The organism is Stenotrophomonas sp. (assembly GCF_059505245.1).
Genome location: NZ_JCACKF010000014.1, coordinates 28,652 through 53,258, shown reverse-complemented (window position 1 = coordinate 53,258; position 24,607 = coordinate 28,652). Strand labels below are relative to the sequence as shown.

The window sequence follows — 24,607 nt, the reverse complement described above, 5'->3', positions numbered from 1 at the left end:
CCCGCTCATGCGCCACACTCCAGCGGCAACGCCAGCTGCTTGGCGATGCTCTCCCAGTCGAAGGCCACCACGCCCTGGTCGTCATGTACTGCATACAGCGCACCGTGTGGGAAGCGCGCGCTGGGCTGCTGCATCATCCAGATGCCATCGGTGTTGGCCACGGTATTGCCCTGGAACGCGCCGACCGGCTTCAGCGTGTGCCGGTCGAACAGGTGGAACACGCTGCGCTGCTTGCCCTGTTCGGTGGTGATCCACCAGCCGTCCTTGCCGCAGGTGCGCAGGGTCACGCCTTCGGCCTGGGCCTTGAACACGTCGCGGCCAAAGGTGGTGCCAGTGAAGCGGCCCGCCAGGGTGTAGACCTTGAACTCGCTGGCGTAGCGCTCGTCCTCTTCGGCAATCAGCAGCCGGTCGTTCTCGGGGTCGCCCCAGATCGACTCGACCACGCGCAGTGCACCGGCCTCGGTGGTATCGCCGATGCTGGCCACCAGCTTCGCCTCGACCTTCGCGCCGTCGCGGGTCACATGGTACTGGCGCACGCGCTTGTCCAGCTCGGCCAGCGGCGGCAGGATGTCACGCCCCTGCGCATCCTCGCCGTTGTCCCAGGAATCGGTGACGTAGACGCTGTAGCCATCGGCACGGCGGTCGACCCACAGACCGTACGGCTTGCGCAGGTCGTCCGCAGCGAAGGTCGCCAGCGGCGCGAAGTCCGGCAGGCTCAGCACCTGCACGCGGTGATTGTCGCGCTCGACGATCCACAGCAGGTCGTCGGTCACCGCGATGCCGTTTGGGCGGTCGAACTGCCCCGGTGCGGTGCCGCTGCTGCCGACGTCACGCAGGTGCTGGCCGGTGCTGCCGTCGTAGACCACCAGCTTGTCGGTGGCCTTGGCGGTGGCGATTAGCCACAGCGCGCCGTCCGGCGCGCGCCAGGCCGCCGGCGAGTCGATGTTGTCGGCCGGGGTCATCGGTGACAGGAACGCTTCGGCGATGGTGCTCACCACGCGCTCGCCATTGGCGGCCGGCGCGGCCGCTCCCGCAACCGGATCGTTGCCGGTGGCCGGCGTGCAGCCGGCGACCAGCGTAGCCGCCAGCGCGGCGGCCAGGACAGTGACGGCACGCCCCATCACAGCGCCACCTTCAGGCCCAGCGCATAGGTGCGGCCGTACTCTTCCATCTGCAGGGTGCGCGAGCGGGTGCCCTGGTACAGCTCCAGCGGCTTGTCCAGCAGGTTCTGTGCTTCGAAGTACATGCTCACGCGCGGGGTGAACTTGTAGTCCAGCGAGAAATCGAGTTGGGTGTTGGGTGCCACGTAGATGTCGAATGCACGCTCCTTGCCGATGCTGTCCAGATACTCGCTGCGGTACACGGCCGCCAGACGCGTGCTTACACCGTACTTTTCATAGCCGATGTGTGCGCTGTAGACATGCTTGGAAGCGCGCGGCAGGGTGAAGTCCTCGCCCTCACGTCCCTTGATGCCGGCATCGAACGTGGTGTCCAGCCAGGTGCCACTGGCACCGACCAGCAGGCCATCCAGGCCCTCCGGCAGGAAGGCCAGCTGCTGCTGCCAGTTGAACTCCGCGCCACGCACGGTGGCCTTGCGACCATTGATCGGCTGGGTCACGTCGAATCCACCGTAGGCCGGATCATTGGTCCGCACGGTCTCCACGATGTAGCCATCGATCGACTTGTGGAACAGTCCCAGCGAAACGATGCCGCTGCTGCCGATGTACTTCTCCACCGACAGGTCGATGTTCTTCGACTCGTACGGATCCAGTTCCGGGTTGCCCAGGCGCACTTCCTCGTCACCGCGGCTGTAACCCACGCGCGGCGAGACGTCGCCGAAGGACGGGCGCGATACGGTCTTGTTGGCCGAGGCGCGCAGCACCCAGTCATCGGCCGCGTCATAGCGCAGATGCAGGCCCGGCAGCACGTTGGTGTAGCTGCTGTTGGCCACGCGCGGGGTGACGGTGAAGCTGCGGCCGTTGGCGGCCACGTCCACCTGGTTGCCGACTGCCTTGAAGCGGGTGTTCTCCACGCGCACGCCGCCGATGATGCGCAGCGCGCCCACATCCCAGGTACCCATGGCATAGCTGGCGAAGATGTCCTCGCTGGCCACGTAATCCTCTTCCAGCGACGTCATCGCATTGCCGCCGACATCCTGCGGGCGGGCGCTGTACTGGCCACCATTGGCGGCCCAGAACGCGCGCATCGCAGCCGAGTCCATGCCATCCCCCATGTTGCCGTGGCGGTGCTCCGGCGAAGAGGTGGTCCAGCTCGACAGCACCACCTTCGGGCCGACGCGCAGTTCGCGCTCATCGACATTCACGTCGCGGTCGCGCCAGCGGCCGAGCAGGCCGAACTTGATGCTGCTGCTGTCGCCGTCGAAGCGCACGTTGACCTGCGCGCTGTGTTCCTTGTCGTTCACCTGCTTGGGCGAAAGCACGACGCGGTCGAACGCGTAGTTGCCGTTGTCCAGCCACTGCGGGTTATCGAAGCTGTAGCTGGGCAGGCGGCTGCTCTGGTCCAGGGTGCCATTGAAGGCCTTGCCGTTGAGCTTGAAGCGCGCCTCCATCTCGTCGTTCACGCGCTCTTCGGTACGGGTGTAGCCGATCCGGTAATCGACCACGGCGTTGGTCAGCTTGTTCTCGCCACCAAGACTGGCCGCAAAGGTGTTCTCCTTCTTGGTGCGGTAGCGCATGCGCTTGTCGATCGAGTCCTTCGGCATGCCATCGAGCCGGTACTGGTCGGTGCCGGTCTTGACCATCTTCGCGTCGTCGAAGTTGAAGATCACGCGCTGGCGGGTCTCCGCATCGTCGAACTGGCTGTACAGCGTGCGCAGGTAGTACTTGCTGTCTTCGTTGGGGCGCCAGTCGAGGTTGAGGTTGGCACCGATGCGCTTGCGCTCGATCTCGTACTTGCGGTGCTGCAGGTTGATCGCGGTCACGTCACCGGGGGCGGCATCGTCCTCGCCGTCATATTCCACTTCGGTGTTGTCCGACTTGAACTTCCGCTTCTGGTAGTTCACGCCCAGCGCCACGCCGAACGTGTCGTTGAACACTTCGCTGTAGTTGAAGGCGGCCTTGGGGCTGGTCTCGCCGGACAGCTGCTGGTGGCTGCCCTCGATCTTGCCGCGCAGGCTGCGGCCGTCGCGGTCGAAGGCCGACGCCGATTCGACCAGCACGGCGCCGCCGATGGCATCACCGGGCATGTCCGGGGTCGGCGACTTGACCACGCGCAGGCGCTCGGTGGAGTCCGATGGGATCACGTCCAGCGGCGCGGCGCGGCTGGAATCTTCCGGCGTACCGATGGCGATGCCATCCACGCTGACGCTGTTGAGATTGGCATCCAGGCCGCGAATGACCACGAAGCGGCCTTCGCCCTGGTCGCGGGTCACGCTGACGCCCGGCAGGCGCTGCAGTGATTCGGCCACGTTCTTGTCCGGATACTGGCCCAGGGCATCGGAGGACACCGCGTCCTCGATGGCGTCGCTGCTGCGCTTGAGGTCGACCGCGCGGATCTGCGATTCGAGCTGGGCGCGCACTTCGATACGGTCCAGGTCGACCGCGTCGGCCGCCACGGCGCCGGTAGCGGCTACCGCCTGTTGCCCGGCAGCCTGCAGCGGTGCCGCGGCCCCCATCGCCAGGGTCAGGGTGATGGCAACGGCCAACGGAGTCTTGATATGCACTGGGAATCCCCATTCCTGTTAAGAATGGGTCTGCACGGTATGTCCGCAAGGTTGCATGGCCGTGACATGCGCCTGCACATTTCATGTACATCAGATCCAGGCCCGGTTTGGGGTTCGACACGCCAATCCGGCAAAATGGCCTCCTCTCTCCTTTCCCCCCCTTCCCGACCATGAAGATCGTCGAAGTGCGCCACCCGCTGGTGCAGCACAAGATCGGCCTGATGCGCAACGCTGCGCTCAGCACCAAGGATTTCCGCGAACTGGCCAACGAGCTGGGTACGCTGCTGGCCTACGAGGCCACCGCCGACCTGGACACCGAGCCGCACACCCTGCCCGGCTGGGCCGGTCCGGTCACCGTGCAGCGCATCGCCGGTGCCAAGATCACCGTGGTGCCGATCCTGCGTGCCGGCCTGGGCATGCTCAGCGGCGTGCTGTCGCTGATCCCGGCGGCACGCGTCAGCGTGGTCGGCCTGCAGCGCGATGAGGAAACCCTGCAGCCGGTGCCCTACTTCGAGCGCCTGACCGGCCGCCTGGAAGAGCGCGACGCGCTGATCCTGGACCCGATGCTGGCCACCGGCGGCACCCTGATCGCCACCATCGACATGCTCAAGCGTGCCGGTGCCCGCCGCATCAAGGGCATCTTCCTGGTGGCCGCGCCGGAAGGCATCGAAGCGGTCAAGGCCGTGCACCCGGACGTGGAGATCTACACCGCAGCCATCGATGCCCAGCTCAACGACAAGGGCTACATCCTGCCGGGCCTGGGCGACGCCGGCGACCGCATCTTCGGTACCCGCGTCGGTTGATCCGGTGAACCGGGGTCAGAGCCCTTTCACAGCGAAAGGGATCTGACCCCAACATCGCGGGGGTCGGACCCCTTTCGCAGAAAGGGCTCTGACCCCACCACCCCGCATTCCGGCCTACAGCCCGGCGGCGAAGGCTTCCAGCTGGTCGATGGCGGTGTTCCAGCCGTCGAAGAAGCCCAGCTGCTCATGCTGGTCACGCAGGGCCTTGTCCGGGTGCATCACCCGCGCGGTGTAGCGGCAGCCCTGCTCCTCGTCCTCCATCGTGATCACGGCGGTAAAGCCCAGCCAGGGTGACTGCGGTCGCCAGCCCGCACCCAGCATCGAGGTGAACACCAGGCGCTGCTGCGGCACGATCTCCAGGAAACTGCCCGGATTGTCACTGCTGCCGCCATCGGGGCCCTGCATGAAGGTGTGGAAGGCCCCGCCGGGGCGCAGATCGAATGCGCGTACCTCGGTGGTCCACGGCTTCGGGCACCACCACTGGCGCAGCAGTTCCGGGTCGGTCCACGCCCGCCACAAGGCGGCGCGCGGTGCGTTCAGCACACGGCTGATCACCAGATCGGTGTCGGGGTTGTTACCTGCGGCTACGGCCATGGGCCTGCTCCTGTCGGTGAAGGGTTTCGACGAAATCGACCATGCGGTCGGAACGCGCTTCCCAAGCGGCACGCTGTTCTGCGAGCCATTGTTCGGCCTGGCCCAGCCGCGCCGGCACCAGTTCGCAGGTGCGTGTGCGCCCCTGCTTGTGGCTGCGCACCACGCCGCTGCGCTCCAGCACGGCCAGGTGTTTCATCAGCGAGGGCAAGGCCATCTCGAAGGGTTCGGCCAGCATCGACACCGTGCGCGGCCCCTGCCCAAGCGCCGCTACGATCGCGCAACGGGTCGGGTCGGCCAGTGCCTGGAAGACGTCTTCAATGGCAGGATAATACTTACCCATATGGCTAAGTAATACGCCGGTCTGAACGTTGCCGCAAGCAGGCGCGGCACTGGCGTGATTCTTCACGTGGCCTTGCCGGCCTGAAGCGAATGCTCCGCGCACCCGCCACCCTTGGAGCTCCCGATGAAAGCCTCTTTCCTGCTGGCCGCCGTCCTGCTGGTCGGCCTGCCCCTGGCTGCCAACGCCACCACCCCGCAGCAGCAGCGCATGGCCGAATGCTCGGCCAAGAACAAGGGCTTGAAGGGTGATGCCTACAAGACCGCGCAGAGCTCCTGCCTCAGCGGCCACGCCGCCGAGACCAAGGCGGTCAATCCGCAGCAGGAACGGATGCGCAAGTGCAACGCTGACGCGGGCGCGAAGAAGCTGGCCGGTGATGCGCGCAAGACCTTCATGAGCAGCTGCCTGAAGTCGTCGTAATCGTCGCGTCCGGATCGAACGCCATCCACGCATGGCGTGGATCTGCCACCATCAGTGAAAGGCCGGGCATTGCCCGGCCTTTTCATTACCCCAGGGCGCGCGCCTTCAGCTCGCCCTGTTCGTGCAGGGTCACGAAACGTCCCTTGTCATCACGGCCCAGCTGCGCCAGCGCCACCTGCGGGTCGTGGGTGAAGAACAGCCGCACGTTGCGCGCCAGCTTGTCTTCAAGGAACTGCCGCTTCTCGTCGATCAGCAGCTCGGCGTTGCGGTCGTAGCCCATGGTGATCGGCACGTGTACCCATGAGCGCCCCGGGATCAGGTCGGCACAGAACACCACGCCACCATGCGCACTTTCGCCGGCATGCGCGTGACCGACGATCTCGGCCAGCATCAGTCCCGGCGTATGCCCGTCGCTGTAGCTGAAGCGCACGCTGCGGCCAAGTGCCTTCGAGTACTCCCCGTCCACCACTTCCAGCCGGCCACTGGCCTGCAGCAGGCCCGGCAGTTCCGGAATGAAGCTGGCACGGTCGCGCGGATGCGGCTGCACGGCGCGCTGCCAATGCTGCGCACCGACCACGTAGGTCGCGTTGGGGAACAGCAACTCGGGTTCACGCCCTTCGCTCCATGCCGCCAGCAGGCCGCCAGCATGATCGAAATGCAGGTGGCTGAGCACCACCACATCGATATCCTCGTGCTCGAAGCCGGCTTCGCGCAACGAATCGATCAGTACGTGCTGGCTTTCCTGCACGCCGTAGCGCTCGCGCATGCGCGGATCGAAGAACGCCCCGATACCGGTTTCAAACAGCACGGTCTTGCCTTCCAGCGGACTGGCAAGCAGTGCGCGGCAGGCCAGCTCGATGCGATTGAGCTCGTCGGGTGCCGCCCATTTTTCCCACAACGCACGCGGTGCGTTGCCGAACATCGCACCGCCATCGAGGCGCTGCGAGTTTCCACGAATAGACCAGAGTTTCATGCGTCGATTATCGGCGCCAGCCCGTTAAATAATCGCTAGAAAGGAAACAGAAAACCCCGCCGGCAAAGGCGGGGTTTCGCTAATCTGCCGGATTGCCGGCCAGCAGCCGGCGCTACCGGATCAGCGTGCCGGCACGACCTGGGCGCTGCCCACCGGGTTGCGGGGGTCGCTGCCGCCGAACAGCTTGTTCGCCTTGCGGTCCCATTCCACGGTCTGCAGGTTGCCCCACACGTGACTGGAACCGCGGCCGCCTGCGGCGACGTCACCCGGCAGGTCGATCTTGTGGCCCATCGCCTGCAACTGCTTCACCGTCGCCGCGTCGAACGCATCGTCCTCGGCTTCGATCAGGTCCGGCAGCCACTGGTGGTGGTAGCGCGGCAGCGCGGCAACCTGCTGTGCATCCAGGCCGTCGTCGTAGCCGAGGATGCCCAGCAGCACCATGGTGATGATGCGGCTGCCACCCGGGGTGCCCAGCACCACGACCTTGTCGGCGTTCTCCATGAAGGTCGGCGTCATCGAGCTGAGCATGCGCTTGCCGGCCTTCGGCGCATTGGCCTCATAGCCCATCACGCCGAACGCATTGGGCGTGCCCGGCTTCAGCGCGAAGTCGTCCATCTCGTTGTTCAGCAGCACGCCGGTGCCCTTGGGAATCAGCCCCGAGCCATACAGCAGGTTGACGGTCTGGGTGGCGCCGACGCGGTTGCCGTCGCGGTCGATGATCGAGAAGTGCGTGGTCTCGTCGTCTTCCAGCGGCGTCGGATTGCCCGACAGCAGGTCGCTGGGCGTGGCCTTCTCCGGATGGATGGTCGCCCGCAGGCCCTGCGCATAATCCTTGCTGGTCAGCACTTTCTGCGGGATCTGCACGAAGTCCGGATCGCCGAGGAAGAAGGTGCGGTCGCGGTAGGCGCGGCGCATCGACTCCACCACCAGGTGGGTGCGGTGGGCCGGGTCCATCTTCCTGATGTCCCAGCCTTCCAGGATCTGCAGCATGCTCGCCAGCGCGATGCCACCGGACGACGGCGGCGGCGCGGTGGTGATCTTCCAGCCGTTGTAGTTGAACACGATCGGCTCGCGCTGCTTGACGCGGTAACCGGCCAGTTCTTCAGCGGTCCACTTGCCGCCAGCCTGCTTCACGCCCGCCAGCAACAGCTTTCCGGTCTGGCCCTTGTAGAAGCCATCAAAGCCCCCCGCGGCCAGGCGCTCCAGCGTCTGCGCCAGTTCCGGCTGCTTGAACAGGTCGCCGCTGGCGATCGGCTTGCCATTGCGCAGGTAGACCTCGCGCGTGCCGGGATAGCGCTCCATCACTTCACGCCGCGACGCGTAGCCCTTGGCCATGCGGTCGTACACCGGGAAACCTTCGCGCGCGATGCGGATCGCCGGCTGCAGCGAGGCCGACAACGGCAGCTTGCCGTGCTTGGCCGACAGCTCGACCAGCGCTGCGGGCAGGCCGGGAATACCCGCCGACCAGGCACCGTTGACCGAACGATCACGGTCCAGGTCGCCCTGCTTGTCGAGGAAGGCCTGCGGGGTCGCCGCAGCCGGGGCGGTCTCGCGCGCATCCAGCATCACATCCTTGCCGGTGGCCGCGTCGTGCAGCAGGAAGAAGCCGCCGCCGCCCAACCCGGAACTGATCGGCTCGACCACCGCCAGCGTGGACGACACCGCCACTGCAGCGTCGAAGGCGTTGCCGCCCTGCGCCAGCATATCGATGCCGGCCTGGGTGGCCAGTGCGTGGCCGCTGGCAATGGCCGCGCCATCAGGGCGATCGGCACGGGCCGGGCTGTCGGCCCAGGCCATGGGGCTCAGCAGCAGGCCGAGCAGCAACAGGGGGCGGACGATCAGCGTCTTCATTCGGATGGGGGCTCCGCGTAGAGTTCGGGGTGATCGTGCTGCAGCTGGCGCAGCTTGGCCAGCAGCTGGTCTTCCGTTTCCACGATCTCCGGGTCCGGGTCGATGCACTCGACCGGGCAGACGACCACGCACTGTGGCTCGTCGAAATGACCCACGCATTCGGTGCAGCGCGCAGGGTCGATCACGTAGATGGTTTCACCCATCGCAATGGCCTGGTTGGGGCAGGCCGGCTCGCACACGTCGCAGTTGACGCAGAGCTCGTTGATTTTCAGCGACACGGCGATACTCCTCGCCCGCGCCCTGGGACAAAGGACCGGCCAGCGCGGGCGCGCGGGCCGGTCAGGTCATCAGCGGCGCCCTTGCAGGATGCCGCCCGGGCCATGCCGGAGCATGGCCGCCATGGCTCGGTATTACTTGGCTTCGACGAAAATGTACTCGGCACCGGTCGGCTGGATCGCAGCCTGCACGCGGGCGTTGTCGGCCGACTGGCCGATGAAGACGACGCGCACGCCCTTCATCGAATCCGGCGACACGTCCTTGAACACGGCCTGGATCATGTCAGCCATCTTGCCCGAGGCCGACGAACCGAAGGCCAGCATGTTGCCCGGCTGCACGCCACGGGCCACGGCCTGGGTCGCGCTTTCGGTCTGGCGCTCGTACTTGGCCTGGAAGTCCGGGTCCGATTCCGGCGAGAGGTAGTACAGGAACGGGCTGTTGGTGATGTTGCCCATGTTCTGGATCGCCACTTCCTGCAGGTACTTCTTCCAGCCTGCATCGTCGTCCTTGGCCGGGGCGACCAGGGCCGGCTTGGCCTCGTCGACCGGAGCGGCCTCTTCCTTCTTGCAGGCGGTGAAGGCCAGGGCCAACGAAGCGATCAGCATCGCGCGCATGGTGGTGTTCATGGGTTTCCTCCCGGAATGGTGCGTGGTGGTGTACGTAATGGGGTGCGGGTACAGCGGGGCTTACGACTGTGCCGACTTCGCTTCGCGGACCTTGCGCAGGGCTTCGAGCACCGCGGCCGGCACGAAACCGGACACGTCGCCGCCCAGGCGCGCGATCTCGCGGACCAGCGAGGACGAAATGAAGCTGTGCTGCTCGGCCGGGGTCAGGAACAGGGTCTCGACCTCGGGGATCAGGTGGCGGTTCATGCTGGCCATCTGGAATTCGTACTCGAAGTCGGACACCGCGCGCAGGCCGCGCAGCAGCACCCCGCCCTGCACCGAACGTACGAAATGGGCCAGCAGGGTATCGAAGCCGATGACCTCGACGTTGCCGTGGTGGGCCAGCGCGCCACGCGCCAGCTGCACGCGCTGCTCCAGCGGCAGCGCCGGGCCCTTGGACGGGCTCTGCGCCACGCCGACCACGACCTTTTCGAACAGCGGCGCGGCCCGGCTCACAAGGTCGATATGACCGTTGGTGATGGGGTCGAACGTGCCGGGGTAGACGGCAATGCGGCGATTGGCCACGGTCATGGGCGGATGCAGATGTTCAGATGAGGTCAAAGTGTAGCAGTGGCACGGCGGTACAGGGCAAAGCGCACCTCGCGGGTGCCACCCTCGCGGTGCAGCAGCCAGTCCGGCGGCAGCACCGGCACGTGGCCGGCTGGCGATTCCAGGTACAGCCAGGCGTCGGCGGCCAGGTGCCGCGGCAGCTGGGCCAGCACGTCCTGCCACAGGCCATCGGCAAACGGCGGGTCGATGAAGACCAGGTCGGCCTGCTGCGCCTGCGCCCCTTGCAGCCAGCGCAGGGCATCGGCCTGCACGACGGTGATCTGGTCGCTGGCCTGCAGCCTGGCGACGGCGGCGGTCAGGTTGCGTCCCAGCTGCGCATCGCGCTCGACCAGGGTGGCGTGGGCAGCGCCACGCGAGACCGCCTCCAGGCCCAGCGCGCCACTGCCAGCGAACAGGTCCAGCACGCGGGCGCCGCCGAGCTTGGGCATCAGCCAGTTGAACAGGGTCTCGCGCACGCGGTCGCTGCTGGGGCGAAGGCCCGGCAGGGTCGGCACCGGCAGCCGGGTATTGCGCCAGCGCCCGCCGATGATGCGGACCTGGCCGTCATTGCCACCGCGGCCGCTCATCGGCGCCCCCGGCGGGAGGAATTCGAGAAATTCAGCATGAGCGGGATTGTAGTTCGGCCGGGCGGCGCCCGGCACCCGCAGAAGCCGAAGCAACAGCAACAGCGGGCATCCCCGTGGGATGGCGGGGTGGGTCCGGTTGAGGGGGACGCTGCAAGTACGTCCATGTAAGCTCGGTCGCCGCATCCATGCGGCTCACGCCCCCTCAACCGGACCCACCCCGCCTTCGACAGTTTCCTGCGATCTGTCGGAACGGCTCTTGGGGTCAGATCCGTTTTCCTGCGGAAAACGGATCTGACCCCAGATTTATTTCGATGTCTGACAGATGTGTCGACCATGGTCGACACCTACCAACAGCCGCGGGAAATCTGTCAGAGGCGGGGCGGTGTGGGTTGGCGTTGCTGTTGCTTCGGCCTCTGCAGGTGCCGGGCGCCGCCCGGCCGACCAACCCCTTGATTTCGGGACAATCAGCCATACCCCTTGGCGAGGCCGCACGCGCTGGCGCGGCATTGCACATGGAGCCCTATCGATGACCGAGACCACCCAGACCGAAACCCTTGGCTTCCAGACCGAAGTCAAGCAGCTGCTGCAGCTGATGATCCACTCGCTGTACTCCAACAAGGAGATCTTCCTGCGCGAGCTGGTCTCCAACGCCGCCGACGCCGCCGACAAGCTGCGCTTCGAGGCCCTGACCCAGCCGGCGCTGCTGGAAGGCGACAGCGAGCTGCGCGTGCGCGTCAGCTTCGACCCCACCGGGCACACCATCACCATCGAAGACAACGGCATCGGCATGAGCCGCGCCGAAGCCATCGCCCACCTTGGCACGATCGCAAAGTCCGGCACCGGCGACTTCCTGCGCCAGCTGTCCGGCGACCAGAAGAAGGATTCGCAGCTGATCGGCCAGTTCGGCGTCGGTTTCTACAGCGCCTTCATCGTTGCCGACGAAGTGGAAGTGACCTCGCGCCGCGCCGGCCTGGCTGCAGGCGAAGGCGTGCGCTGGACCTCGCGCGGCGAAGGCGATTTCAACGTCGCCACTGTCGACAAGGCCGAGCGCGGCACCCGCATCGTCCTGCATCTGAAGGACGGCGAGCACGACTTCGCCGACGGCTGGCGCCTGCGCAGCATCCTCAAGAAGTACTCGGACCACATCGGCCTGCCGATCCAGATGCCGAAGGAAGGCGAAGAAGGCGCCACCGTCGAGTGGGAGACCGTCAACCGCGCCAGCGCGCTGTGGACCCGCCCGCGCACCGAGATCAGCGACGCCGAGTACACCGAGTTCTACAAGCACGTCGCGCACGACCACAGCGACCCGCTGGCGTGGAGCCACAACAAGGTCGAGGGCAAGCTGGAGTACACCTCGCTGCTGTACGTGCCCGGCCGCGCGCCGTTCGACCTGTACCACCGCGATGCGCCCAAGGGCCTGAAGCTCTATGTGCAGCGCGTGTTCGTGATGGACCAGGCCGAACAGTTCCTGCCGCTGTACCTGCGCTTCATCAAGGGCGTGGTCGACTCCAACGACCTGTCGCTGAACGTCTCGCGCGAGATCCTGCAGTCCGGCCCGGTCATCGATTCGATGAAGGCGGCGCTGACCAAACGCTCGCTGGACATGCTGGACAAGCTGGCCGCCGACAAGCCGGAGCAATACGCCACGTTCTGGAAGGAATTCGGCCAGGTGCTGAAGGAAGGCCCGGCCGAGGACTACAACAACCGCGAGAAGGTGGCCGGGCTGCTGCGCTTCGCCTCCACCCGCGGCGACGGCGATGCACAGACGGTGTCGCTGGCCGATTACCTCGGCCGCATGACCGAAGGCCAGGACAAGATCTACTACCTGACCGGCGAGAGCTACAGCCAGGTGCGCAACAGCCCCCACCTGGAAGTGTTCCGCAAGAAGGGCGTGGAAGTGCTGCTGCTGACCGACCGCATCGACGAGTGGCTGATGGGCTACCTGACCGATTTCGACGGCAAGGGCTTCGTCGACATCGCTCGTGGCGATCTCGACCTGGGCGCGCTGGAAACCGAAGCGGACAAGCAGGAACAGGAAGCCGCGGCGAAGGACAAGCAGGGCCTGGTCGAGCGCCTGAAGACCGTGCTGGGCGATGACGTGGCCGAAGTGCGCGTGTCACACCGCCTGACCGATTCGCCGGCGGTGCTGGCCATCGGCGAACAGGACCTGGGCCTGCAGATGCGCCAGATCCTGGAAGCCAGCGGGCAGAAGGTGCCGGACAGCAAGCCGGTGCTGGAAATCAACCCGGGCCACCCACTGATTGCCAAGCTGGATGCCGAAGCCGATGGCGCGCGTTTCGACGACCTCGGCCGGGTGCTGTTCGACCAGGCCGCGCTGGCCGCCGGTGACAGCCTGAAGGACCCGGGTGCCTACGTGGCGCGGCTGAACAAGCTGCTGCTGGAGCTGTCGGCCTGATCGACAGGGTGGTCGCCGGGCATGGCCCGGCTTACCCGGCGGTGCTCTGGTAGAGGCCGACCTTGGTTGGCGCCCCAAAAGCGTGCCAACCAAGGTTGGCACCTACCGGGGCGGATCGAGCGTGCCAACCAAGGTTGGCACCCACCAGGGGCGGCGGTTGGCGCCTGCCGAAGGGGTTCAGGCGTCGCGATCCAGCAGCGAACCCAGCATCTGGTCCTGGCGGCGGATCACCGCGGCATTGGCGGCGAAGGCCACCACCTCGGCTTTCGCGGCCAGCAGGTCACCCAGCGGCGCGCCGGCATCGGCGCCGACGGGAATCACCGCGGCCTGCACCCCACCCTGCCCGGCAGCACTGCGCTGCAGCTGCAGGCGCTGGGCATCCGGGGTCGCCAGGTTGGCCACGTTGTGCGCAGCCACCTGCACGCCCTGCTGGGCCGCACGCATCCCGCCGAGGGCAATTCCCATCACGTTGTCCATGGCGGTCTCCGGGCCGCACGACGTGGCCCTCCGGACCGGTTAACGGCCGGCGGACCGCGACCTTGAGTCCACATCGGCCCGACAGGCCCGAGTGGTAGCATATCCCCCTGATTTCAGCGCCTTTTGCCAATGCTCAGTTTTTTCCGCCGCAAGAAGCCCCAGGATGCCCCCGCAGCGGAGGCACCCAAGACCCAGCACTACTCGGCTGAAGAGCTGGCGGCGGCGTTCCCGTCGGCCGCGCCGATCGAGGACAAAGAGCCAGCACCGGTAGCCGTACCGGCCGCGCCTGCGCCGGTCGAGCCGCCGCCGGCAGCCGTCGCTCCGGTCGCTGTCGAGCCCACCCCGGTGGTTCCGGCTCCGGTCGTTCCCGCTCCGAGCGCTCCGCAACCGGCCGCCCGGATCGACGTCGCCCCGGTGGCGGCCCCGGCCATCGAACCGGCACCCGCGCCACTGCCTCAGCCCACCCCGGCACCGGTCACCGACGACCTGCCTGCCGCCGCCTCGATCGATGCCGTTCCGGCGCCTGCCGGCAAGCCCGGCTGGCGCGAACGCCTGCGCAACAGCGTCATCGCGCGCAGCTTCGGTGGACTGTTCTCGCGCAACCCCAAGCTCGACGACGATCTACTGGACGAGCTGGAAACCGCACTGATCACCGCCGACGTCGGCGTGGGCGCCACCACCGATCTGGTCGAGGGCCTGCGCAAGCGCATGAAGTCGCGCGAGTTCGCCGACGCCAATGCGCTGCTGGCCGCGTTGCGCGCCGAGCTGATCGCGATCCTGCAGCCGGTGGCCAAGCCGCTGGTGATCGATCGCAACGCCAAGCCCTTCGTGGTGCTCACCGTCGGCGTCAACGGCGTCGGCAAGACCACCACCATCGGCAAGCTGGCCAAGCGCTTCAAGGACGACGGCCACAGCCTGATGCTGGCTGCCGGCGATACCTTCCGCGCCGCCGCCGTGGCCCAGCTGCAGGCCTGGGGCGAGCGCAACGGCGTAGCCGTGGTCGCGCAGGGGCAGAACGCCGATGCCGCTTCGGTGGCATTCGACGCGCTGCAGGCCGGCAAGGCCCGCGGCACCTCGGTGCTGATCGCCGATACCGCCGGCCGCCTGCACACCCAGTCCGGCCTGATGAACGAGCTGGGCAAGATCCGCCGCGTGCTCGGCAAGATCGACCCCACCGCCCCGCACGAAGTGCTGATGGTGATCGACGGCACCACCGGCCAGAACGCGCTGTCGCAGTTGCGCCAGTTCAATGCCGCAGTGAACGTGACCGGCCTGGTGGTGACCAAGCTGGACGGCACTGCCAAGGGCGGCGTGGTGTTCGCGCTGGCCCGCGAGTTCGGCATCCCGATCCGCTTTGCCGGTATCGGTGAGCGCCCGGAAGACCTGCGCGTGTTCGACCCGGAAGCCTTCGTCGACGCCCTGCTGCCCGAAGCGCTGGGCGCCTGATACACCGCGCAGCCACGCATGGCGTGGCTCTACCGCAGCCTGGTAGAGCCACCCCACGGGTGGCTGCCTCTCTGGAACTCCAATGCCCCGCCAGCCGCACGCCAGCGCCGAAACTGCAGAACGGGACGATTTCGTCGCCCGCCTGCTGCACTGGTTCGACGGCCATGGTCGCCACGACCTGCCCTGGCAGCACCCACGCAGCCCCTATCGGGTCTGGCTGTCGGAAATCATGCTGCAGCAGACCCAGGTAGCCACGGTCATCCCGTACTTCCAGCGGTTCCTGCAGCATTTCCCGACGCTGCCCGACCTCGCCGCCGCCAGCAATGACGCGGTGATGGCGCAGTGGGCCGGGCTCGGCTACTACGCCCGCGCACGCAACCTGCATGCCGCCGCGAAGCGCTGCGTGGAACTGCACGACGGCGACCTGCCGCGCGATTTCGATGCCTTGCATGCCCTGCCCGGCATCGGCCGCAGCACCGCAGGTGCGATCCTCAGCCAGGCCTGGAACGATCCGTTCGCGATCCTCGATGGCAACGTCAAGCGCGTGCTCAGCCGTTACCACGGCATCGACGGCTTTCCCGGCCTGCCGGCCATCGAGAAACAGTTGTGGTCGATTGCCGAGGCGCACGTGGCGCAGGTGCCGGCCGGGCGAATGGCTGATTACACCCAGGCCCAGATGGACCTGGGTGCGACGGTGTGCAGCCGCGCCAAGCCAGCCTGCGTGATCTGCCCGCTGCAGGACGCGTGCGCGGCGCGCCACGAAGGCCGCACCGCCGAACTGCCCACGCCCAAGCCCAGCAAGGCCCTGCCCGAGCGCGAAGCGATGGCCCTGCTGCTGCGCGACGCCCAGCAGCGCGTGCTGCTGCAGAAGCGGCCGGACACCGGCATCTGGGCACAGTTGTGGACGCTGCCGCAGGCCGAGGCCGGCAGCGAACTGCAGGACTGGTTCGACGCGCACGTTGACGGCACGCTGGAAGACGCCGAGGAGCTGCCCGTGCTGCAGCACACCTTCAGCCACTACAAGCTGCACCTGCAGGTGCTGTCGCGGCAGGTGCACGGCCTGCGCGTGGAAGAACCCACGCTGCGCTGGGTCGCCACCGACGAACTGCCCGCGCTGGGCCTGCCGGCCCCCATCCGCAAGCTGCTCGATGGCGCCACGATCAAGGCGCCGAAACGAACGCCCAAGAAACCCCGCAACCACGAGTGAGTACCATGTCCCGAACCGTCTTCTGCCAGTACGAACAACGCGATGCCGAGGGCCTGGACTTCGTGCCCTACCCCGGCGAACTGGGCCAGCGCATCTTCAGCAACATCGGCAAGCAGGCCTGGGCCGCGTGGCTCGCGCACCAGACCATGCTGATCAACGAAAACCGCCTGTCGCCGCGCACCCCGGAGCATCGCGCATTCCTTGAGGGCGAACTGGTCAAGTTCCTGTTCGAGAAGGACGCGGAAAAGCCCGCCGGCTTCACCCCGGAAGCCTGACGCACGGGTAGTGCCGGCCGCTGGCCGGCATCGCGCAGATGCCAGGTTGCCGGCCAGCGGCCGGCACTACCGCGCTATTTCGTATTTTCCTCGCGCTCCTGCACCTGCGCCTGGCGCAGCTCCTGCTCGGAGGCACGCAGTGCCTTCACGTCCAGCTTGCGGATGCTGTTGATGAAGCACGGCATGCGCGGGCCACCGGTCGGGTCGCGCACCAGCACCTTGTCGAAACGCGATGACACGCGGCCCATGCTGCTGGTCAACCCGATGGCGGTGGCGTACGACAGGTCCGGGCACGGACCACTCAGTTCCAGCAGGTAAGCCTCGCTCGGCCGGGTCCACACCGCCAGCGCGCTGTCACCCAGTTCGGTCCAGCCATTGAGGCTGCCGAAGAACTGCATGTCGTTCTGCGGCGCGCCGGCGTGGGCGCGGTACAGATCCAGTTTCTCGGTACTGCTGAGCCGGCCGGTGGTCGCGCAGGCGGCCAGCGCCAGGCAGAGTCCGGCGATCAGGATCGGGGTCTTCATGGCGATCTCCTCGGGGAACCTGCTGCGATCATGCGCCGGCCGATGTGCGACCGGCGCGAGGGCAGGTAAACCCGTTCAGGCGCCGGGAGGCGGCCGTTGCCGGCCGCTCAGACGTCGGCGTGGGCCAGTGCGTGCAGGCGCCCTTCGCGCAGCTCCAGCACCCGGTCCAGGCGCCGCGCCAGGCTGCGGTCGTGGGTAACCAGCACCAGGCTGGTATGACGCGCGCGGTTGAGTTCCAGCATCAGCTCGAACACGGTGCCCGCGGTGCGGTCATCCAGGTTGCCGGTCGGCTCGTCACCGAGCACGCAGGCCGGATGATTGACCAGCGCACGTGCCACCGCGGCACGTTGGCGTTCGCCGCCGGACAGCTCGCCCGGCTTGTGGTCCAGGCGATGGCCGAGGCCGACCGCTTCCAGCAGCGTGGTGGCCCGGCTGCTCGCTTCGGCCACGGCAGTGCCGGCCAGCAGCACCGGCATCATCACGTTTTCCAGCGCGGTGAATTCCGGCAACAGGTGGTGGAACTGGTAGACGAAGCCCAGCGCCTGGTTGCGCAGCAGGCCGCGCGCGGTATCCGACAGCGCCGACATGCGCTGGCCCGTGACGTACACCTCGCCTGCAGTCGGAACATCCAGCCCGCCCAGCAGGTGCAGCAGCGTGCTCTTGCCGGCACCGGAGGCACCGATGATCGCCACCGTCTCGCCGGCGGTCACGGTCAGGTCCAGTCCATCGAACACCGGGGTCTGCATGCGCCCTTCGGCGTAGGTCTTGCCCAGTGCTTCGGCGCGGATCACTTCATCGCCGCGGTTGAAGACCTTATTCATAACGCAGGGCCTCCGCCGGCTGGGTGCGTGCTGCCCGCCAGGCGGGATACAGGGTGGCCAGGAAGCTCATCAGCAGCGCGACCACGGTGATCGCCACCACGTCGCCGGTCTGCATGTCGGTCGGCAGCCCGGTGATGTAGTAGACATCCTCCGGCAGCAGCTTGACGTTGAACACGCTCTCGATTGCACCGAGGATGCGTTCCAGGTTGAGGGTCAGGGTGATGCCGCCGATCAGGCCGGCCAGCGTGCCGAAGATGCCGATCAGCGAACCCTGCACCATGAACACCTGCATCACCCCGCCCGGGGTCAGGCCGAGGGTGCGCAGGATGGCGATGTCGGCCTGCTTGTCGGTCACCAGCATCACCTGCGAGGACACCAGGTTGAAGGCACCCATGGCGATGATCAGCGACAGCAGGATGCCCATCACCACCTTCTCCATGCGCAGCGAGTGGTAGAGGTTGGCGTTCTGCTGGGTCCAGTCACTCACGCGGTAGGCACCACCGAGGCTCTGCGCGAGGTCCACGCCCACTTCCAGCGAGCGGTCCATGTCGTGCAGCTTCAGCCGCACGCCGGTGGCGCCGTCGCTGCGCAGCACGCGCTCCAGGTCCTGCATGTTGGCGAAGCCGACGCCCCGGTCGACCTCGTTGTAGCCGGCCTCGAAGATGCCGCTGACGGTGAAGCGTTTCATCCGCGGCACGGCACCGGCAGGCGTGCCCTGCACTTCGGCGAAGGTCACCAGCACCTGGTCACCGACGTCGACGCCGAGCCAGATCGCCAGTTCCTTGCCCAGCAGCAGGTTGAAGCTGCCCGGCGTCAGGCTGGCATAGCTGCCCTTGGTGACCTTCTTGTCGATCACCGATACCTTCGGCTCCAGCGCCGGATCGATGCCCTGGATGATCGCACCCTGCACGCGCGGGCCGCTGATCATCGACTGGATCTCGATGTACGGCGCGGCACCGGCCACGCGCGGATCCTTGCGGGCCACGTCGACCACGCGCATCCAGTCCGGCATCGGCTCGCCGTCGCGGCTGATGGTGGTGTGCGCGGTCATCTGCAGCAGGCGGCTGCGGATTTCCTTCTGGAATCCGCTCATCACCGCCAACGTGGTGATCAGCACCGTAACGCCGAGCGCGATGCCCAGGATCGATGCCATCGAGATGAAGGAGATGAAGCCGTTGCGGCGCTTGGCGCGCAGGTAGCGCAGGCCGATGGCCACGGGAATGGGTTTGAACATGCAGGCACGCCGGTCAATTCAGCTTATGGTGCCATCGTACGGGGCTGACGGGAAACGGCGCGTGCGGCCACGGCCAGTCGCAGTTCACGTCGCTGCCCGGAATCGAGCACATCCGGCCAGAACAGCAGGCGCTGGCGGCGCCGATCCTCACGCCACAGCAACAACAGCCATGGGCCACGCACCACCAGCCGTGGCGTATCAACGTCCTGCCCGGCCACCTGCAGTGGCTCGGGAAGCGGCGGCAGAAGCACCTGCACGCGCGGCCTGCGCTGGCGCCAGGCCAGTTCGGCCAGGCCCGTGCACCAGGCCAGCACCACTGCGGGCATCAGCAGCCGTGAAGGCAGATCCGATGCGCGCAGCAGCCACGGCGCAGCCAGCAGCACCGCCAACTGGGCGGCGGCCTGCAGCCGCGAGGGGCGCCACTCAAGGCTTGAGGGCGAGGATCTTCTGCATGAGGGGGATCGCGTGCGCATGCGGGCAGGCCTCGTAGCCCATGAACCAGCGCCACAACTTATCGTCCTCGCAGTCGAGCAGGAACAGGAAAACCTCGCGCTCTTCGGTCGGCGCAGTGCTCCACTCGTGGTCCAGGTAGCGGCCGAACAGCTGGTCCAGCTCACGCATGCCGCGGCGGCAGCGCCAGCGCAGCTTCTTCAGCAGAACATCTTCTTCCATCGAGCTTCTCCAGATACAGCAAAGCCACGCATGGCGTGGCTCTACTGGGGTGGCACAGCCACGCGTGGCGTGGCTCTACCCGGTACAGCCAGGCCTGATCAGGCGCGGCGTTCCATCATCAGCTTCTTGATCTCGGCAATCGCCAGCGCCGGGTTCAGGCCCTTCGGGCAGGTCCGGGCACAGTTCATGATGGTGTGGCAGCGGTACAGCTTGAACGGATCTTCCAGATCGTCCAGGCGCGCACCGGTGTCCTCATCGCGCGAGTCGATGATCCAGCGGTAGGCCTGCAGCAGGATCGCCGGGCCCAGGTAACGCTCGCCGTTCCACCAGTAGCTCGGGCAGCTGGTCGAGCAGCAGGCGCACAGGATGCACTCGTACAGGCCGTCCAGCTTCTTGCGGTCTTCCGGCGACTGCAGGCGCTCGCGGTCCGGCGGTGCCGGGGTCTGGGTGCGGATCCACGGCTTGATCGACGCGTACTGCGCGTAGAAGTGGGTCAGGTCCGGAACCAGGTCCTTGACCACGTTCATGTGCGGCAGCGGGTAGATCGGCACTTCCTTCTTGCCGCAGTCCGAGATGGCTCGGGTGCAGGCCAGGGTGTTGGTGCCGTCGATGTTCATGGCGCACGAACCACAGATACCTTCGCGGCACGAGCGGCGGAAGGTCAGGGTCGGGTCGATCTCGTTCTTGATCTTGATCAGGGCGTCCAGGACCATCGGGCCACAGGCGTCCAGATCGACTTCATAGGTATCGGTGCGCGGGTTGCTGTCGTCGTCCGGACTCCAGCGGTAGATCTTGAAGGTGCGCACATTCTTGCCGCCGTTCTTGACGGGGAAATGCTTGCCCTTCGTGATCTTGGAATTCTTGGGGAGTGAAAACTCGGCCATGGCTGCTCTCGTTGGCTCAGGCGGCCCGCGCCCGTGGGCGCGGATTGCATGGTAGGCGGGGTCGGATCAGTACACGCGCGGCTTCGGCGGCACCACGGACACGTCGTCGGTCAACGTGTACATGTGCACCGGACGGTAGTCGAAGCTGCACTTGCCCTTCTCGTCGACGCTGACCAGGGTGTGCTTCTGCCAGTTGACGTCGTCGCGGTCCGGGAAGTCCTCGTGCGCATGCGCGCCGCGGCTTTCCTTGCGCTGTTCGGCCGAGTTGATCGTCGCCACCGCATTGAGCAGCAGGTTGTTCAGCTCGTAGGTCTCGATCAGGTCCGAGTTCCACACCAGCGAACGGTCGGAGACCTTCACGTCCTGGAACGAGTCGAAGATCTTGTCCATCTTCTCGCAGCCTTCCTTCAGCGTCTGGCTGGTGCGGAAGACCGCCGCGTCGGCCTGCATGGTGCGCTGCATGCGATCGCGGATGACCGAAGTCGGGGTATCGCCGTTGGCGTGGCGCAGCTTGTCCAGCAGCCCCAGCGCCTTGTCGCAGGCATCGGCCGGCAGCGGCTTGTGCGCGGCGCCCGGCTTGATGGTCTCGGCGCAGCGGTTGGCCACGGCACGGCCGAACACCACCAGGTCCAGCAGCGAGTTCGAGCCCAGGCGGTTGGCGCCGTGCACGGACACGCAGGCCGCTTCGCCGATGGCGTACAGGCCCGGCACTACCGCGTTGTCGTTGTCGCCGACCTTCTGCACCACTTCGCCGTGGTAATTGGTCGGGATGCCGCCCATGTTGTAGTGCACGGTCGGGATGACCGGAATCGGCTGCTTGTGCACGTCGACGCCGGCGAAGATGCGGGCGCTCTCGGCGATGCCCGGCAGCTTCTCGTCGATCACGCCCGGGCCGAGGTGGGTCAGGTCGAGCAGGATGTGGTCCTTGTGCTCGCCGACGCCGCGGCCTTCGCGGATCTCGATGGTCATCGAACGGCTGACCACGTCGCGCGAGGCCAGGTCCTTGTAGTGCGGCGCGTAACGCTCCATGAAGCGCTCGCCGCTGCTGTTGCGCAGGATGCCACCTTCACCGCGGACACCCTCGGTGATCAGGCAGCCGGCGCCGTAGATGCCAGTCGGGTGGAACTGCACGAACTCCATGTCCTGCATGGCGATGCCGGCACGCATGGCCAGGCCGCCACCGTCGCCGGTGCAGGTGTGCGCCGAGGTGGCGCTGAAGTAGGCACGGCCGTAGCCGCCGGTGGCCAGCACCACGCCCTGGGCGCGGAACAGGTGCAGGGTGCCGTCGGACATGTCCAGGGCCAGCACGCCGCGGCAGGCGCCTTCCTCGTCGAAGATCAGGTCAAGCGCGAAGTACTCGATCATGAAGCGCGCATCGTGCTTCAGCGACTGCTGGTACAGCGTGTGCAGCATCGCGTGGCCGGTACGGTCGGCCGCCGCGCAGGTACGCTGCGCCGCCGGGCCTTCGCCATACTTGGTGGTCATGCCACCGAACGGCCGCTGGTAGATCTTGCCTTCGGCGGTGCGTGAGAACGGCACGCCGTAATGTTCGAGCTCGATGATGGCCGGGATGGCCTCACGGCACATGTACTCGATGGCGTCCTGGTCGCCCAGCCAGTCCGACCCCTTGATGGTGTCGAAGAAGTGGTAGCGCCAGTCGTCCTCGCCCATGTTGCCGAGCGCGGCCGAGATACCGCCCTGGGCGGCAACGGTGTGAGAACGGGTCGGGAAGACCTTGGTCAGGCACACGGTCTGCAGGCCCTTGGCGGCCAGGCCGAACGTGGCGCGCAGGCCGGCACCGCCGGCGCCGACCACGACCATGTCGTACTTGTGTTCGGTGATCTTGTAAGCGGACATCTAATCTGGATTCCTGTGTAGGTGCCTGGGCTCAGGCAACGCCGAGGGCGATGCGGCCCACCGCAAACACACTGACGATCATGCCGAGCACGGCGACGAACTTCACCGCGGTCTGCAGCACCAGGGCCAGCAGCGATTCGTGGATGTAGTCTTCCAGCACGACCTGCATGCCGAGCTGCGCGTGCCAGAACATGGCGATCAGCAGGCCGATCAACGGCACCGCGTTCCACGGCTTGGCCACGGCGGCGGCGGCGGTGGCGTAGTCCGAGCCCAGCAGGCCCAGCACGAAGACCAGGAACCAGATGCCCAGCACCACCAGTGCGGCGGCGGTCAGGCGCTGGTGCACGAAGTGCTCGGTGCCGGTCTTGGCCGAGCCAAGGCCGCGCACGTTCTTCAACGGGGTACGGAACTTGCTCACGCGGCACCTCCGAACATCACATAGGCCCACACCAGCAGGGTGATCACCAGGCTGCCGATGACCGACAGCCAGCTGCTGCGGATGAAGGCGGGGATGCTGAAGCCGATGGCGAAGTCCTGCACGACGTGGCGGATGCCATTGCACAGGTGATAGGCGAACGACCATGTCCACGCGAACAGGAACACGCGGCCATACCAGGCCCCGGCATGGCCGGTGAAGCAGTTCCAGGACTCGGGCCCCATCATCAGGGCCAGCAGGCCGGCGGCGATGATGAGGGCACCAACAGACAGAAAGACGCCAGTGGCTCGATGCAGGATCGAGGTGGCCATCTGAATCTGCCAGCGATACACCTGAAGGTGCGGGGAAAGTGGGCGTTGTCTGGTCGCCATTCGCTGGGCTCGTTGTCTCGGCTGGGCGGCACACGGCCGCGTTGGCTCAATGCTGATCAGAAATCGATGCAGCGTCCGTTTTTCTCCCAATCGCCATACCGCACCGGATCAAGTCCGCCGCGGCCGCCGAATTCTTCCGCTTTTTCCTGTTCCACGGGCACGGGTGCCGCGGGGACCAGCGGGGCTTCAGATTCGCCGTCGGGAGTGGGGGTTGTTTGGCCTATCATGTTCGGTCTCGCAACGCACAAATTTTAGACCTCGTTCACGTGCCTGACAACCTGCCCCCTGCTTTCGTCGGATATCCGCGCCTGCCCGGCCACCAGCTGCTGAGCCTGCAGGGCCCGGATGCGGCTGTCTTTGCCCACGCCCAGTTCAGCAGCGATGTCACCGCCCTGCCCCTGCAGCATTGGCAGTGGAGTGCCTGGCTGAGCGCCAAGGGCCGCACCCTGGCGGTGTTCCAGCTGCTTCGGCTGGCCGACGACCACGTGATGCTGGTGCTGGCTGACGGCGATGCCGATGCGATTGCGTCGCAACTGCAGCGCTTCGTGTTCCGCCGCAAGGTGAAGGTGCAGGTGCGCAGCGATCTGGCGGCGGCTGGCGCGTTCACCGCGCCCGAGGCCGCCAGCGGCGCGGCGATTGCGCAGACCGCAGGCGACGGCTGGGAGCTGGACCTGGGCAGCGATGCCCTGCCGCGCACCCTGCGCATTGGCAGCGCCGACGCGTTCGCGGCCGGCAATGAAGCCGATGAGGCCGCTTTCGCCCTGGCCTGGCGCCAGGCCGACCTGCGCTACGGCCTGCCGCGGCTGGAAGAAGGCCAGCGCGAAGTGTGGACCCCCCAACAGCTGGGCCTGGACCGCCTGAACGGCTACAGCGTGAAGAAGGGCTGCTATCCCGGCCAGGAAATCGTCGCCCGCACCCACTTCCTCGGCAAGGCCAAGCGTGCGGTGCAGTTGCTGCATACCGCAGCACCGGCACAGGCCGGCGATGGCGTGCAGCAGGATGGCGCGGGGCTGGGCACGATTGCCAGCGTGGCCGGCGACCTGGCACTGGCGGTACTGCCACTGGAGGCCAGCGACGCTGACCTGCAGGTGGGCGATGCCATTGCGCAGCGCGTGCCGTTGCTGGATGGCCTGGCCCGCTGAAGCAGGCGGGGACCTGCACGGGTGGGTGCAGGAATGGTAGTGCCGGCCGCCGGGCGGCCCCCCAGCCGGGGTGTGGGTTGCCGCCCGCCGGCGGCCCCAACCCCTAAA

At 66.9% G+C, this 24,607-nt stretch carries 28 protein-coding genes; 7 read left to right on the top strand and 21 right to left on the bottom strand.

Annotated elements, in window-relative coordinates; translation table 11 throughout:
* Nucleotides 1-5 precede the first annotated feature (5 nt).
* The gene (locus AC5JLE_RS05460) at nt 6-1,121 is read right to left on the bottom strand and encodes an NHL repeat-containing protein (protein WP_262217239.1); all 1,116 of its coding nucleotides are present in this window, start codon (nt 1,119-1,121) and stop codon (nt 6-8) included.
* The gene (locus AC5JLE_RS05455; RefSeq protein ID WP_496065109.1) at nt 1,121-3,634 is read right to left on the bottom strand and encodes a TonB-dependent receptor; all 2,514 of its coding nucleotides are present in this window, start codon (nt 3,632-3,634) and stop codon (nt 1,121-1,123) included. Before AC5JLE_RS05455 ends, AC5JLE_RS05460 begins: the two co-directional genes overlap by 1 nt.
* 218 nt (nt 3,635-3,852) lie before the next feature.
* Between AC5JLE_RS05455 and upp the strand changes: the two genes are divergently transcribed.
* Entirely contained in the window at nt 3,853-4,485 is a 633-nt protein-coding gene (gene upp / locus AC5JLE_RS05450) for a uracil phosphoribosyltransferase (RefSeq protein ID WP_005409099.1), read from the top strand.
* A 114-nt stretch (nt 4,486-4,599) separates the two neighbouring features.
* Here upp and AC5JLE_RS05445 read toward each other — a convergent pair whose 3' ends face one another.
* Nucleotides 4,600-5,079 (bottom strand): SRPBCC family protein, encoded by a 480-nt coding sequence (locus AC5JLE_RS05445; protein ID WP_134966989.1) that lies wholly within the window; start codon nt 5,077-5,079, stop codon nt 4,600-4,602.
* Complete coding sequence (locus tag AC5JLE_RS05440) at nt 5,060-5,485, bottom strand: ArsR/SmtB family transcription factor (protein WP_234413141.1); 426 nt, start codon at nt 5,483-5,485, stop codon at nt 5,060-5,062. Before AC5JLE_RS05440 ends, AC5JLE_RS05445 begins: the two co-directional genes overlap by 20 nt.
* 57 nt (nt 5,486-5,542) lie before the next feature.
* Here AC5JLE_RS05440 and AC5JLE_RS05435 point away from each other — a divergent pair, with 57 nt between their 5' ends.
* Entirely contained in the window at nt 5,543-5,836 is a 294-nt protein-coding gene (locus tag AC5JLE_RS05435; protein WP_046430010.1) for a PsiF family protein, read from the top strand.
* Between the two features lie 85 nt (nt 5,837-5,921).
* On the opposite strand, the gene AC5JLE_RS05430 is transcribed toward AC5JLE_RS05435, so the two are convergent.
* The 6 genes from AC5JLE_RS05430 to rsmD form a co-directional block, all read right to left on the bottom strand.
* Nucleotides 5,922-6,809, bottom strand: coding sequence for an MBL fold metallo-hydrolase (locus AC5JLE_RS05430; RefSeq protein ID WP_019338337.1), 888 nt, complete (start codon nt 6,807-6,809; stop codon nt 5,922-5,924).
* Nucleotides 6,810-6,929: 120 nt separating this feature from the next.
* Nucleotides 6,930-8,660, bottom strand: a complete 1,731-nt coding sequence (gene ggt / locus AC5JLE_RS05425; RefSeq protein WP_496065094.1) for a gamma-glutamyltransferase — start codon at nt 8,658-8,660, stop codon at nt 6,930-6,932.
* On the bottom strand, nt 8,657-8,938 hold the full coding sequence (locus AC5JLE_RS05420; protein WP_004153175.1) for a YfhL family 4Fe-4S dicluster ferredoxin: 282 nt from the start codon (nt 8,936-8,938) through the stop codon (nt 8,657-8,659). The genes ggt and AC5JLE_RS05420 overlap by 4 nt, the downstream gene beginning before the upstream one ends.
* A 132-nt stretch (nt 8,939-9,070) precedes the next feature.
* Nucleotides 9,071-9,562 (bottom strand): hypothetical protein, encoded by a 492-nt coding sequence (locus AC5JLE_RS05415; protein WP_032959157.1) that lies wholly within the window; start codon nt 9,560-9,562, stop codon nt 9,071-9,073.
* Between the two features lie 60 nt (nt 9,563-9,622).
* Nucleotides 9,623-10,132 carry a pantetheine-phosphate adenylyltransferase gene (gene coaD / locus AC5JLE_RS05410; protein ID WP_014036814.1) on the bottom strand — a complete coding sequence of 170 codons (510 nt, stop codon included), beginning with the start codon at nt 10,130-10,132 and terminating at the stop codon, nt 9,623-9,625.
* Between the two features lie 26 nt (nt 10,133-10,158).
* Nucleotides 10,159-10,737, bottom strand: a complete 579-nt coding sequence (rsmD, locus tag AC5JLE_RS05405; RefSeq protein ID WP_014646773.1) for a 16S rRNA (guanine(966)-N(2))-methyltransferase RsmD — start codon at nt 10,735-10,737, stop codon at nt 10,159-10,161.
* 526 nt (nt 10,738-11,263) lie between these two features.
* Between rsmD and htpG the strand changes: the two genes are divergently transcribed.
* The gene (gene htpG, locus AC5JLE_RS05400) at nt 11,264-13,153 is read left to right on the top strand and encodes a molecular chaperone HtpG (protein WP_496065093.1); all 1,890 of its coding nucleotides are present in this window, start codon (nt 11,264-11,266) and stop codon (nt 13,151-13,153) included.
* A gap of 177 nt (nt 13,154-13,330) precedes the next feature.
* Here the strand turns inward: htpG and AC5JLE_RS05395 are convergent, their stop codons facing one another.
* Nucleotides 13,331-13,630: a hypothetical protein gene (locus AC5JLE_RS05395; RefSeq protein WP_075075795.1), complete on the bottom strand. Its 300-nt coding sequence runs from the start codon at nt 13,628-13,630 to the stop codon at nt 13,331-13,333.
* Between the two features lie 129 nt (nt 13,631-13,759).
* Between AC5JLE_RS05395 and ftsY the strand changes: the two genes are divergently transcribed.
* From ftsY to AC5JLE_RS05380, 3 genes are all read left to right on the top strand, one after another.
* Nucleotides 13,760-15,076: a signal recognition particle-docking protein FtsY gene (gene ftsY, locus AC5JLE_RS05390; protein WP_262217243.1), complete on the top strand. Its 1,317-nt coding sequence runs from the start codon at nt 13,760-13,762 to the stop codon at nt 15,074-15,076.
* A gap of 82 nt (nt 15,077-15,158) precedes the next feature.
* A complete protein-coding gene (mutY, locus tag AC5JLE_RS05385) occupies nt 15,159-16,283 on the top strand; it encodes an A/G-specific adenine glycosylase (RefSeq protein WP_197562156.1) in 1,125 nt (374 codons plus the stop codon).
* A gap of 5 nt (nt 16,284-16,288) precedes the next feature.
* On the top strand, nt 16,289-16,558 hold the full coding sequence (locus AC5JLE_RS05380; protein ID WP_049442323.1) for an oxidative damage protection protein: 270 nt from the start codon (nt 16,289-16,291) through the stop codon (nt 16,556-16,558).
* Nucleotides 16,559-16,632: 74 nt separating this feature from the next.
* On the opposite strand, the gene AC5JLE_RS05375 is transcribed toward AC5JLE_RS05380, so the two are convergent.
* The 10 genes from AC5JLE_RS05375 to AC5JLE_RS05330 all read right to left on the bottom strand — a co-directional run bounded on the left by AC5JLE_RS05375 (nt 16,633) and on the right by AC5JLE_RS05330 (nt 23,584).
* Nucleotides 16,633-17,082: a DUF6491 family protein gene (locus tag AC5JLE_RS05375; RefSeq protein ID WP_032958624.1), complete on the bottom strand. Its 450-nt coding sequence runs from the start codon at nt 17,080-17,082 to the stop codon at nt 16,633-16,635.
* A 107-nt stretch (nt 17,083-17,189) separates the two neighbouring features.
* Nucleotides 17,190-17,903 carry a lipoprotein-releasing ABC transporter ATP-binding protein LolD gene (gene lolD / locus AC5JLE_RS05370; protein WP_049407617.1) on the bottom strand — a complete coding sequence of 238 codons (714 nt, stop codon included), beginning with the start codon at nt 17,901-17,903 and terminating at the stop codon, nt 17,190-17,192.
* Nucleotides 17,896-19,137 (bottom strand): lipoprotein-releasing ABC transporter permease subunit, encoded by a 1,242-nt coding sequence (locus AC5JLE_RS05365; RefSeq protein WP_032958619.1) that lies wholly within the window; start codon nt 19,135-19,137, stop codon nt 17,896-17,898. Before AC5JLE_RS05365 ends, lolD begins: the two co-directional genes overlap by 8 nt.
* 23 nt (nt 19,138-19,160) lie before the next feature.
* Nucleotides 19,161-19,610, bottom strand: coding sequence for a hypothetical protein (locus AC5JLE_RS05360; protein ID WP_041863309.1), 450 nt, complete (start codon nt 19,608-19,610; stop codon nt 19,161-19,163).
* The gene (locus tag AC5JLE_RS05355; RefSeq protein WP_005409080.1) at nt 19,561-19,809 is read right to left on the bottom strand and encodes an FAD assembly factor SdhE; all 249 of its coding nucleotides are present in this window, start codon (nt 19,807-19,809) and stop codon (nt 19,561-19,563) included. The genes AC5JLE_RS05360 and AC5JLE_RS05355 overlap by 50 nt, the downstream gene beginning before the upstream one ends.
* 98 nt (nt 19,810-19,907) lie before the next feature.
* The gene (locus AC5JLE_RS05350; RefSeq protein ID WP_005409079.1) at nt 19,908-20,693 is read right to left on the bottom strand and encodes a succinate dehydrogenase iron-sulfur subunit; all 786 of its coding nucleotides are present in this window, start codon (nt 20,691-20,693) and stop codon (nt 19,908-19,910) included.
* Between the two features lie 66 nt (nt 20,694-20,759).
* Entirely contained in the window at nt 20,760-22,550 is a 1,791-nt protein-coding gene (gene sdhA, locus AC5JLE_RS05345) for a succinate dehydrogenase flavoprotein subunit (RefSeq protein WP_014646765.1), read from the bottom strand.
* A gap of 31 nt (nt 22,551-22,581) precedes the next feature.
* Nucleotides 22,582-22,968, bottom strand: coding sequence for a succinate dehydrogenase, hydrophobic membrane anchor protein (sdhD, locus tag AC5JLE_RS05340; RefSeq protein ID WP_005409077.1), 387 nt, complete (start codon nt 22,966-22,968; stop codon nt 22,582-22,584).
* Entirely contained in the window at nt 22,965-23,357 is a 393-nt protein-coding gene (gene sdhC / locus AC5JLE_RS05335) for a succinate dehydrogenase, cytochrome b556 subunit (RefSeq protein WP_024958620.1), read from the bottom strand. The genes sdhD and sdhC overlap by 4 nt, the downstream gene beginning before the upstream one ends.
* 56 nt (nt 23,358-23,413) lie before the next feature.
* Nucleotides 23,414-23,584 (bottom strand): DUF1674 domain-containing protein, encoded by a 171-nt coding sequence (locus AC5JLE_RS05330; RefSeq protein WP_241884381.1) that lies wholly within the window; start codon nt 23,582-23,584, stop codon nt 23,414-23,416.
* Between the two features lie 39 nt (nt 23,585-23,623).
* On the opposite strand from AC5JLE_RS05330, the gene ygfZ reads away from it, so the two are divergent.
* A complete protein-coding gene (gene ygfZ, locus AC5JLE_RS05325; protein WP_046429944.1) occupies nt 23,624-24,499 on the top strand; it encodes a CAF17-like 4Fe-4S cluster assembly/insertion protein YgfZ in 876 nt (291 codons plus the stop codon).
* Nucleotides 24,500-24,607: the final 108 nt, after the last annotated feature.

Excerpts from the sequence above, each read along its gene's own strand:
- coaD (WP_014036814.1), bottom strand. The coding sequence starts at position 10,132 with ATGACCGTGGCCAATCGCCGCATTGCCGTCTACCCCGGCACGTTCGAC.
- AC5JLE_RS05380 (WP_049442323.1), top strand. The coding sequence starts at position 16,289 with ATGTCCCGAACCGTCTTCTGCCAGTACGAACAACGCGATGCCGAGGGC.
- ggt (WP_496065094.1), bottom strand. The coding sequence starts at position 8,660 with ATGAAGACGCTGATCGTCCGCCCCCTGTTGCTGCTCGGCCTGCTGCTG.
- AC5JLE_RS05330 (WP_241884381.1), bottom strand. The coding sequence starts at position 23,584 with ATGATAGGCCAAACAACCCCCACTCCCGACGGCGAATCTGAAGCCCCG.
- upp (WP_005409099.1), top strand. The coding sequence starts at position 3,853 with ATGAAGATCGTCGAAGTGCGCCACCCGCTGGTGCAGCACAAGATCGGC.
- sdhC (WP_024958620.1), bottom strand. The coding sequence starts at position 23,357 with ATGGCGACCAGACAACGCCCACTTTCCCCGCACCTTCAGGTGTATCGC.
- AC5JLE_RS05455 (WP_496065109.1), bottom strand. The coding sequence starts at position 3,634 with ATGGGGGCCGCGGCACCGCTGCAGGCTGCCGGGCAACAGGCGGTAGCC.
- AC5JLE_RS05355 (WP_005409080.1), bottom strand. The coding sequence starts at position 19,809 with ATGGAAGAAGATGTTCTGCTGAAGAAGCTGCGCTGGCGCTGCCGCCGC.
- AC5JLE_RS05435 (WP_046430010.1), top strand. The coding sequence starts at position 5,543 with ATGAAAGCCTCTTTCCTGCTGGCCGCCGTCCTGCTGGTCGGCCTGCCC.
- AC5JLE_RS05430 (WP_019338337.1), bottom strand. The coding sequence starts at position 6,809 with ATGAAACTCTGGTCTATTCGTGGAAACTCGCAGCGCCTCGATGGCGGT.
- htpG (WP_496065093.1), top strand. The coding sequence starts at position 11,264 with ATGACCGAGACCACCCAGACCGAAACCCTTGGCTTCCAGACCGAAGTC.
- AC5JLE_RS05365 (WP_032958619.1), bottom strand. The coding sequence starts at position 19,137 with ATGTTCAAACCCATTCCCGTGGCCATCGGCCTGCGCTACCTGCGCGCC.
- AC5JLE_RS05360 (WP_041863309.1), bottom strand. The coding sequence starts at position 19,610 with ATGCGCACGCGATCCCCCTCATGCAGAAGATCCTCGCCCTCAAGCCTT.
- AC5JLE_RS05445 (WP_134966989.1), bottom strand. The coding sequence starts at position 5,079 with ATGGCCGTAGCCGCAGGTAACAACCCCGACACCGATCTGGTGATCAGC.
- AC5JLE_RS05415 (WP_032959157.1), bottom strand. The coding sequence starts at position 9,562 with ATGAACACCACCATGCGCGCGATGCTGATCGCTTCGTTGGCCCTGGCC.
- sdhA (WP_014646765.1), bottom strand. The coding sequence starts at position 22,550 with ATGTCCGCTTACAAGATCACCGAACACAAGTACGACATGGTCGTGGTC.
- lolD (WP_049407617.1), bottom strand. The coding sequence starts at position 17,903 with ATGAATAAGGTCTTCAACCGCGGCGATGAAGTGATCCGCGCCGAAGCA.
- AC5JLE_RS05460 (WP_262217239.1), bottom strand. The coding sequence starts at position 1,121 with ATGGGGCGTGCCGTCACTGTCCTGGCCGCCGCGCTGGCGGCTACGCTG.
- AC5JLE_RS05375 (WP_032958624.1), bottom strand. The coding sequence starts at position 17,082 with ATGAAGACCCCGATCCTGATCGCCGGACTCTGCCTGGCGCTGGCCGCC.
- rsmD (WP_014646773.1), bottom strand. The coding sequence starts at position 10,737 with ATGAGCGGCCGCGGTGGCAATGACGGCCAGGTCCGCATCATCGGCGGG.
- mutY (WP_197562156.1), top strand. The coding sequence starts at position 15,159 with ATGCCCCGCCAGCCGCACGCCAGCGCCGAAACTGCAGAACGGGACGAT.
- AC5JLE_RS05350 (WP_005409079.1), bottom strand. The coding sequence starts at position 20,693 with ATGGCCGAGTTTTCACTCCCCAAGAATTCCAAGATCACGAAGGGCAAG.
- ftsY (WP_262217243.1), top strand. The coding sequence starts at position 13,760 with ATGCTCAGTTTTTTCCGCCGCAAGAAGCCCCAGGATGCCCCCGCAGCG.
- AC5JLE_RS05395 (WP_075075795.1), bottom strand. The coding sequence starts at position 13,630 with ATGGACAACGTGATGGGAATTGCCCTCGGCGGGATGCGTGCGGCCCAG.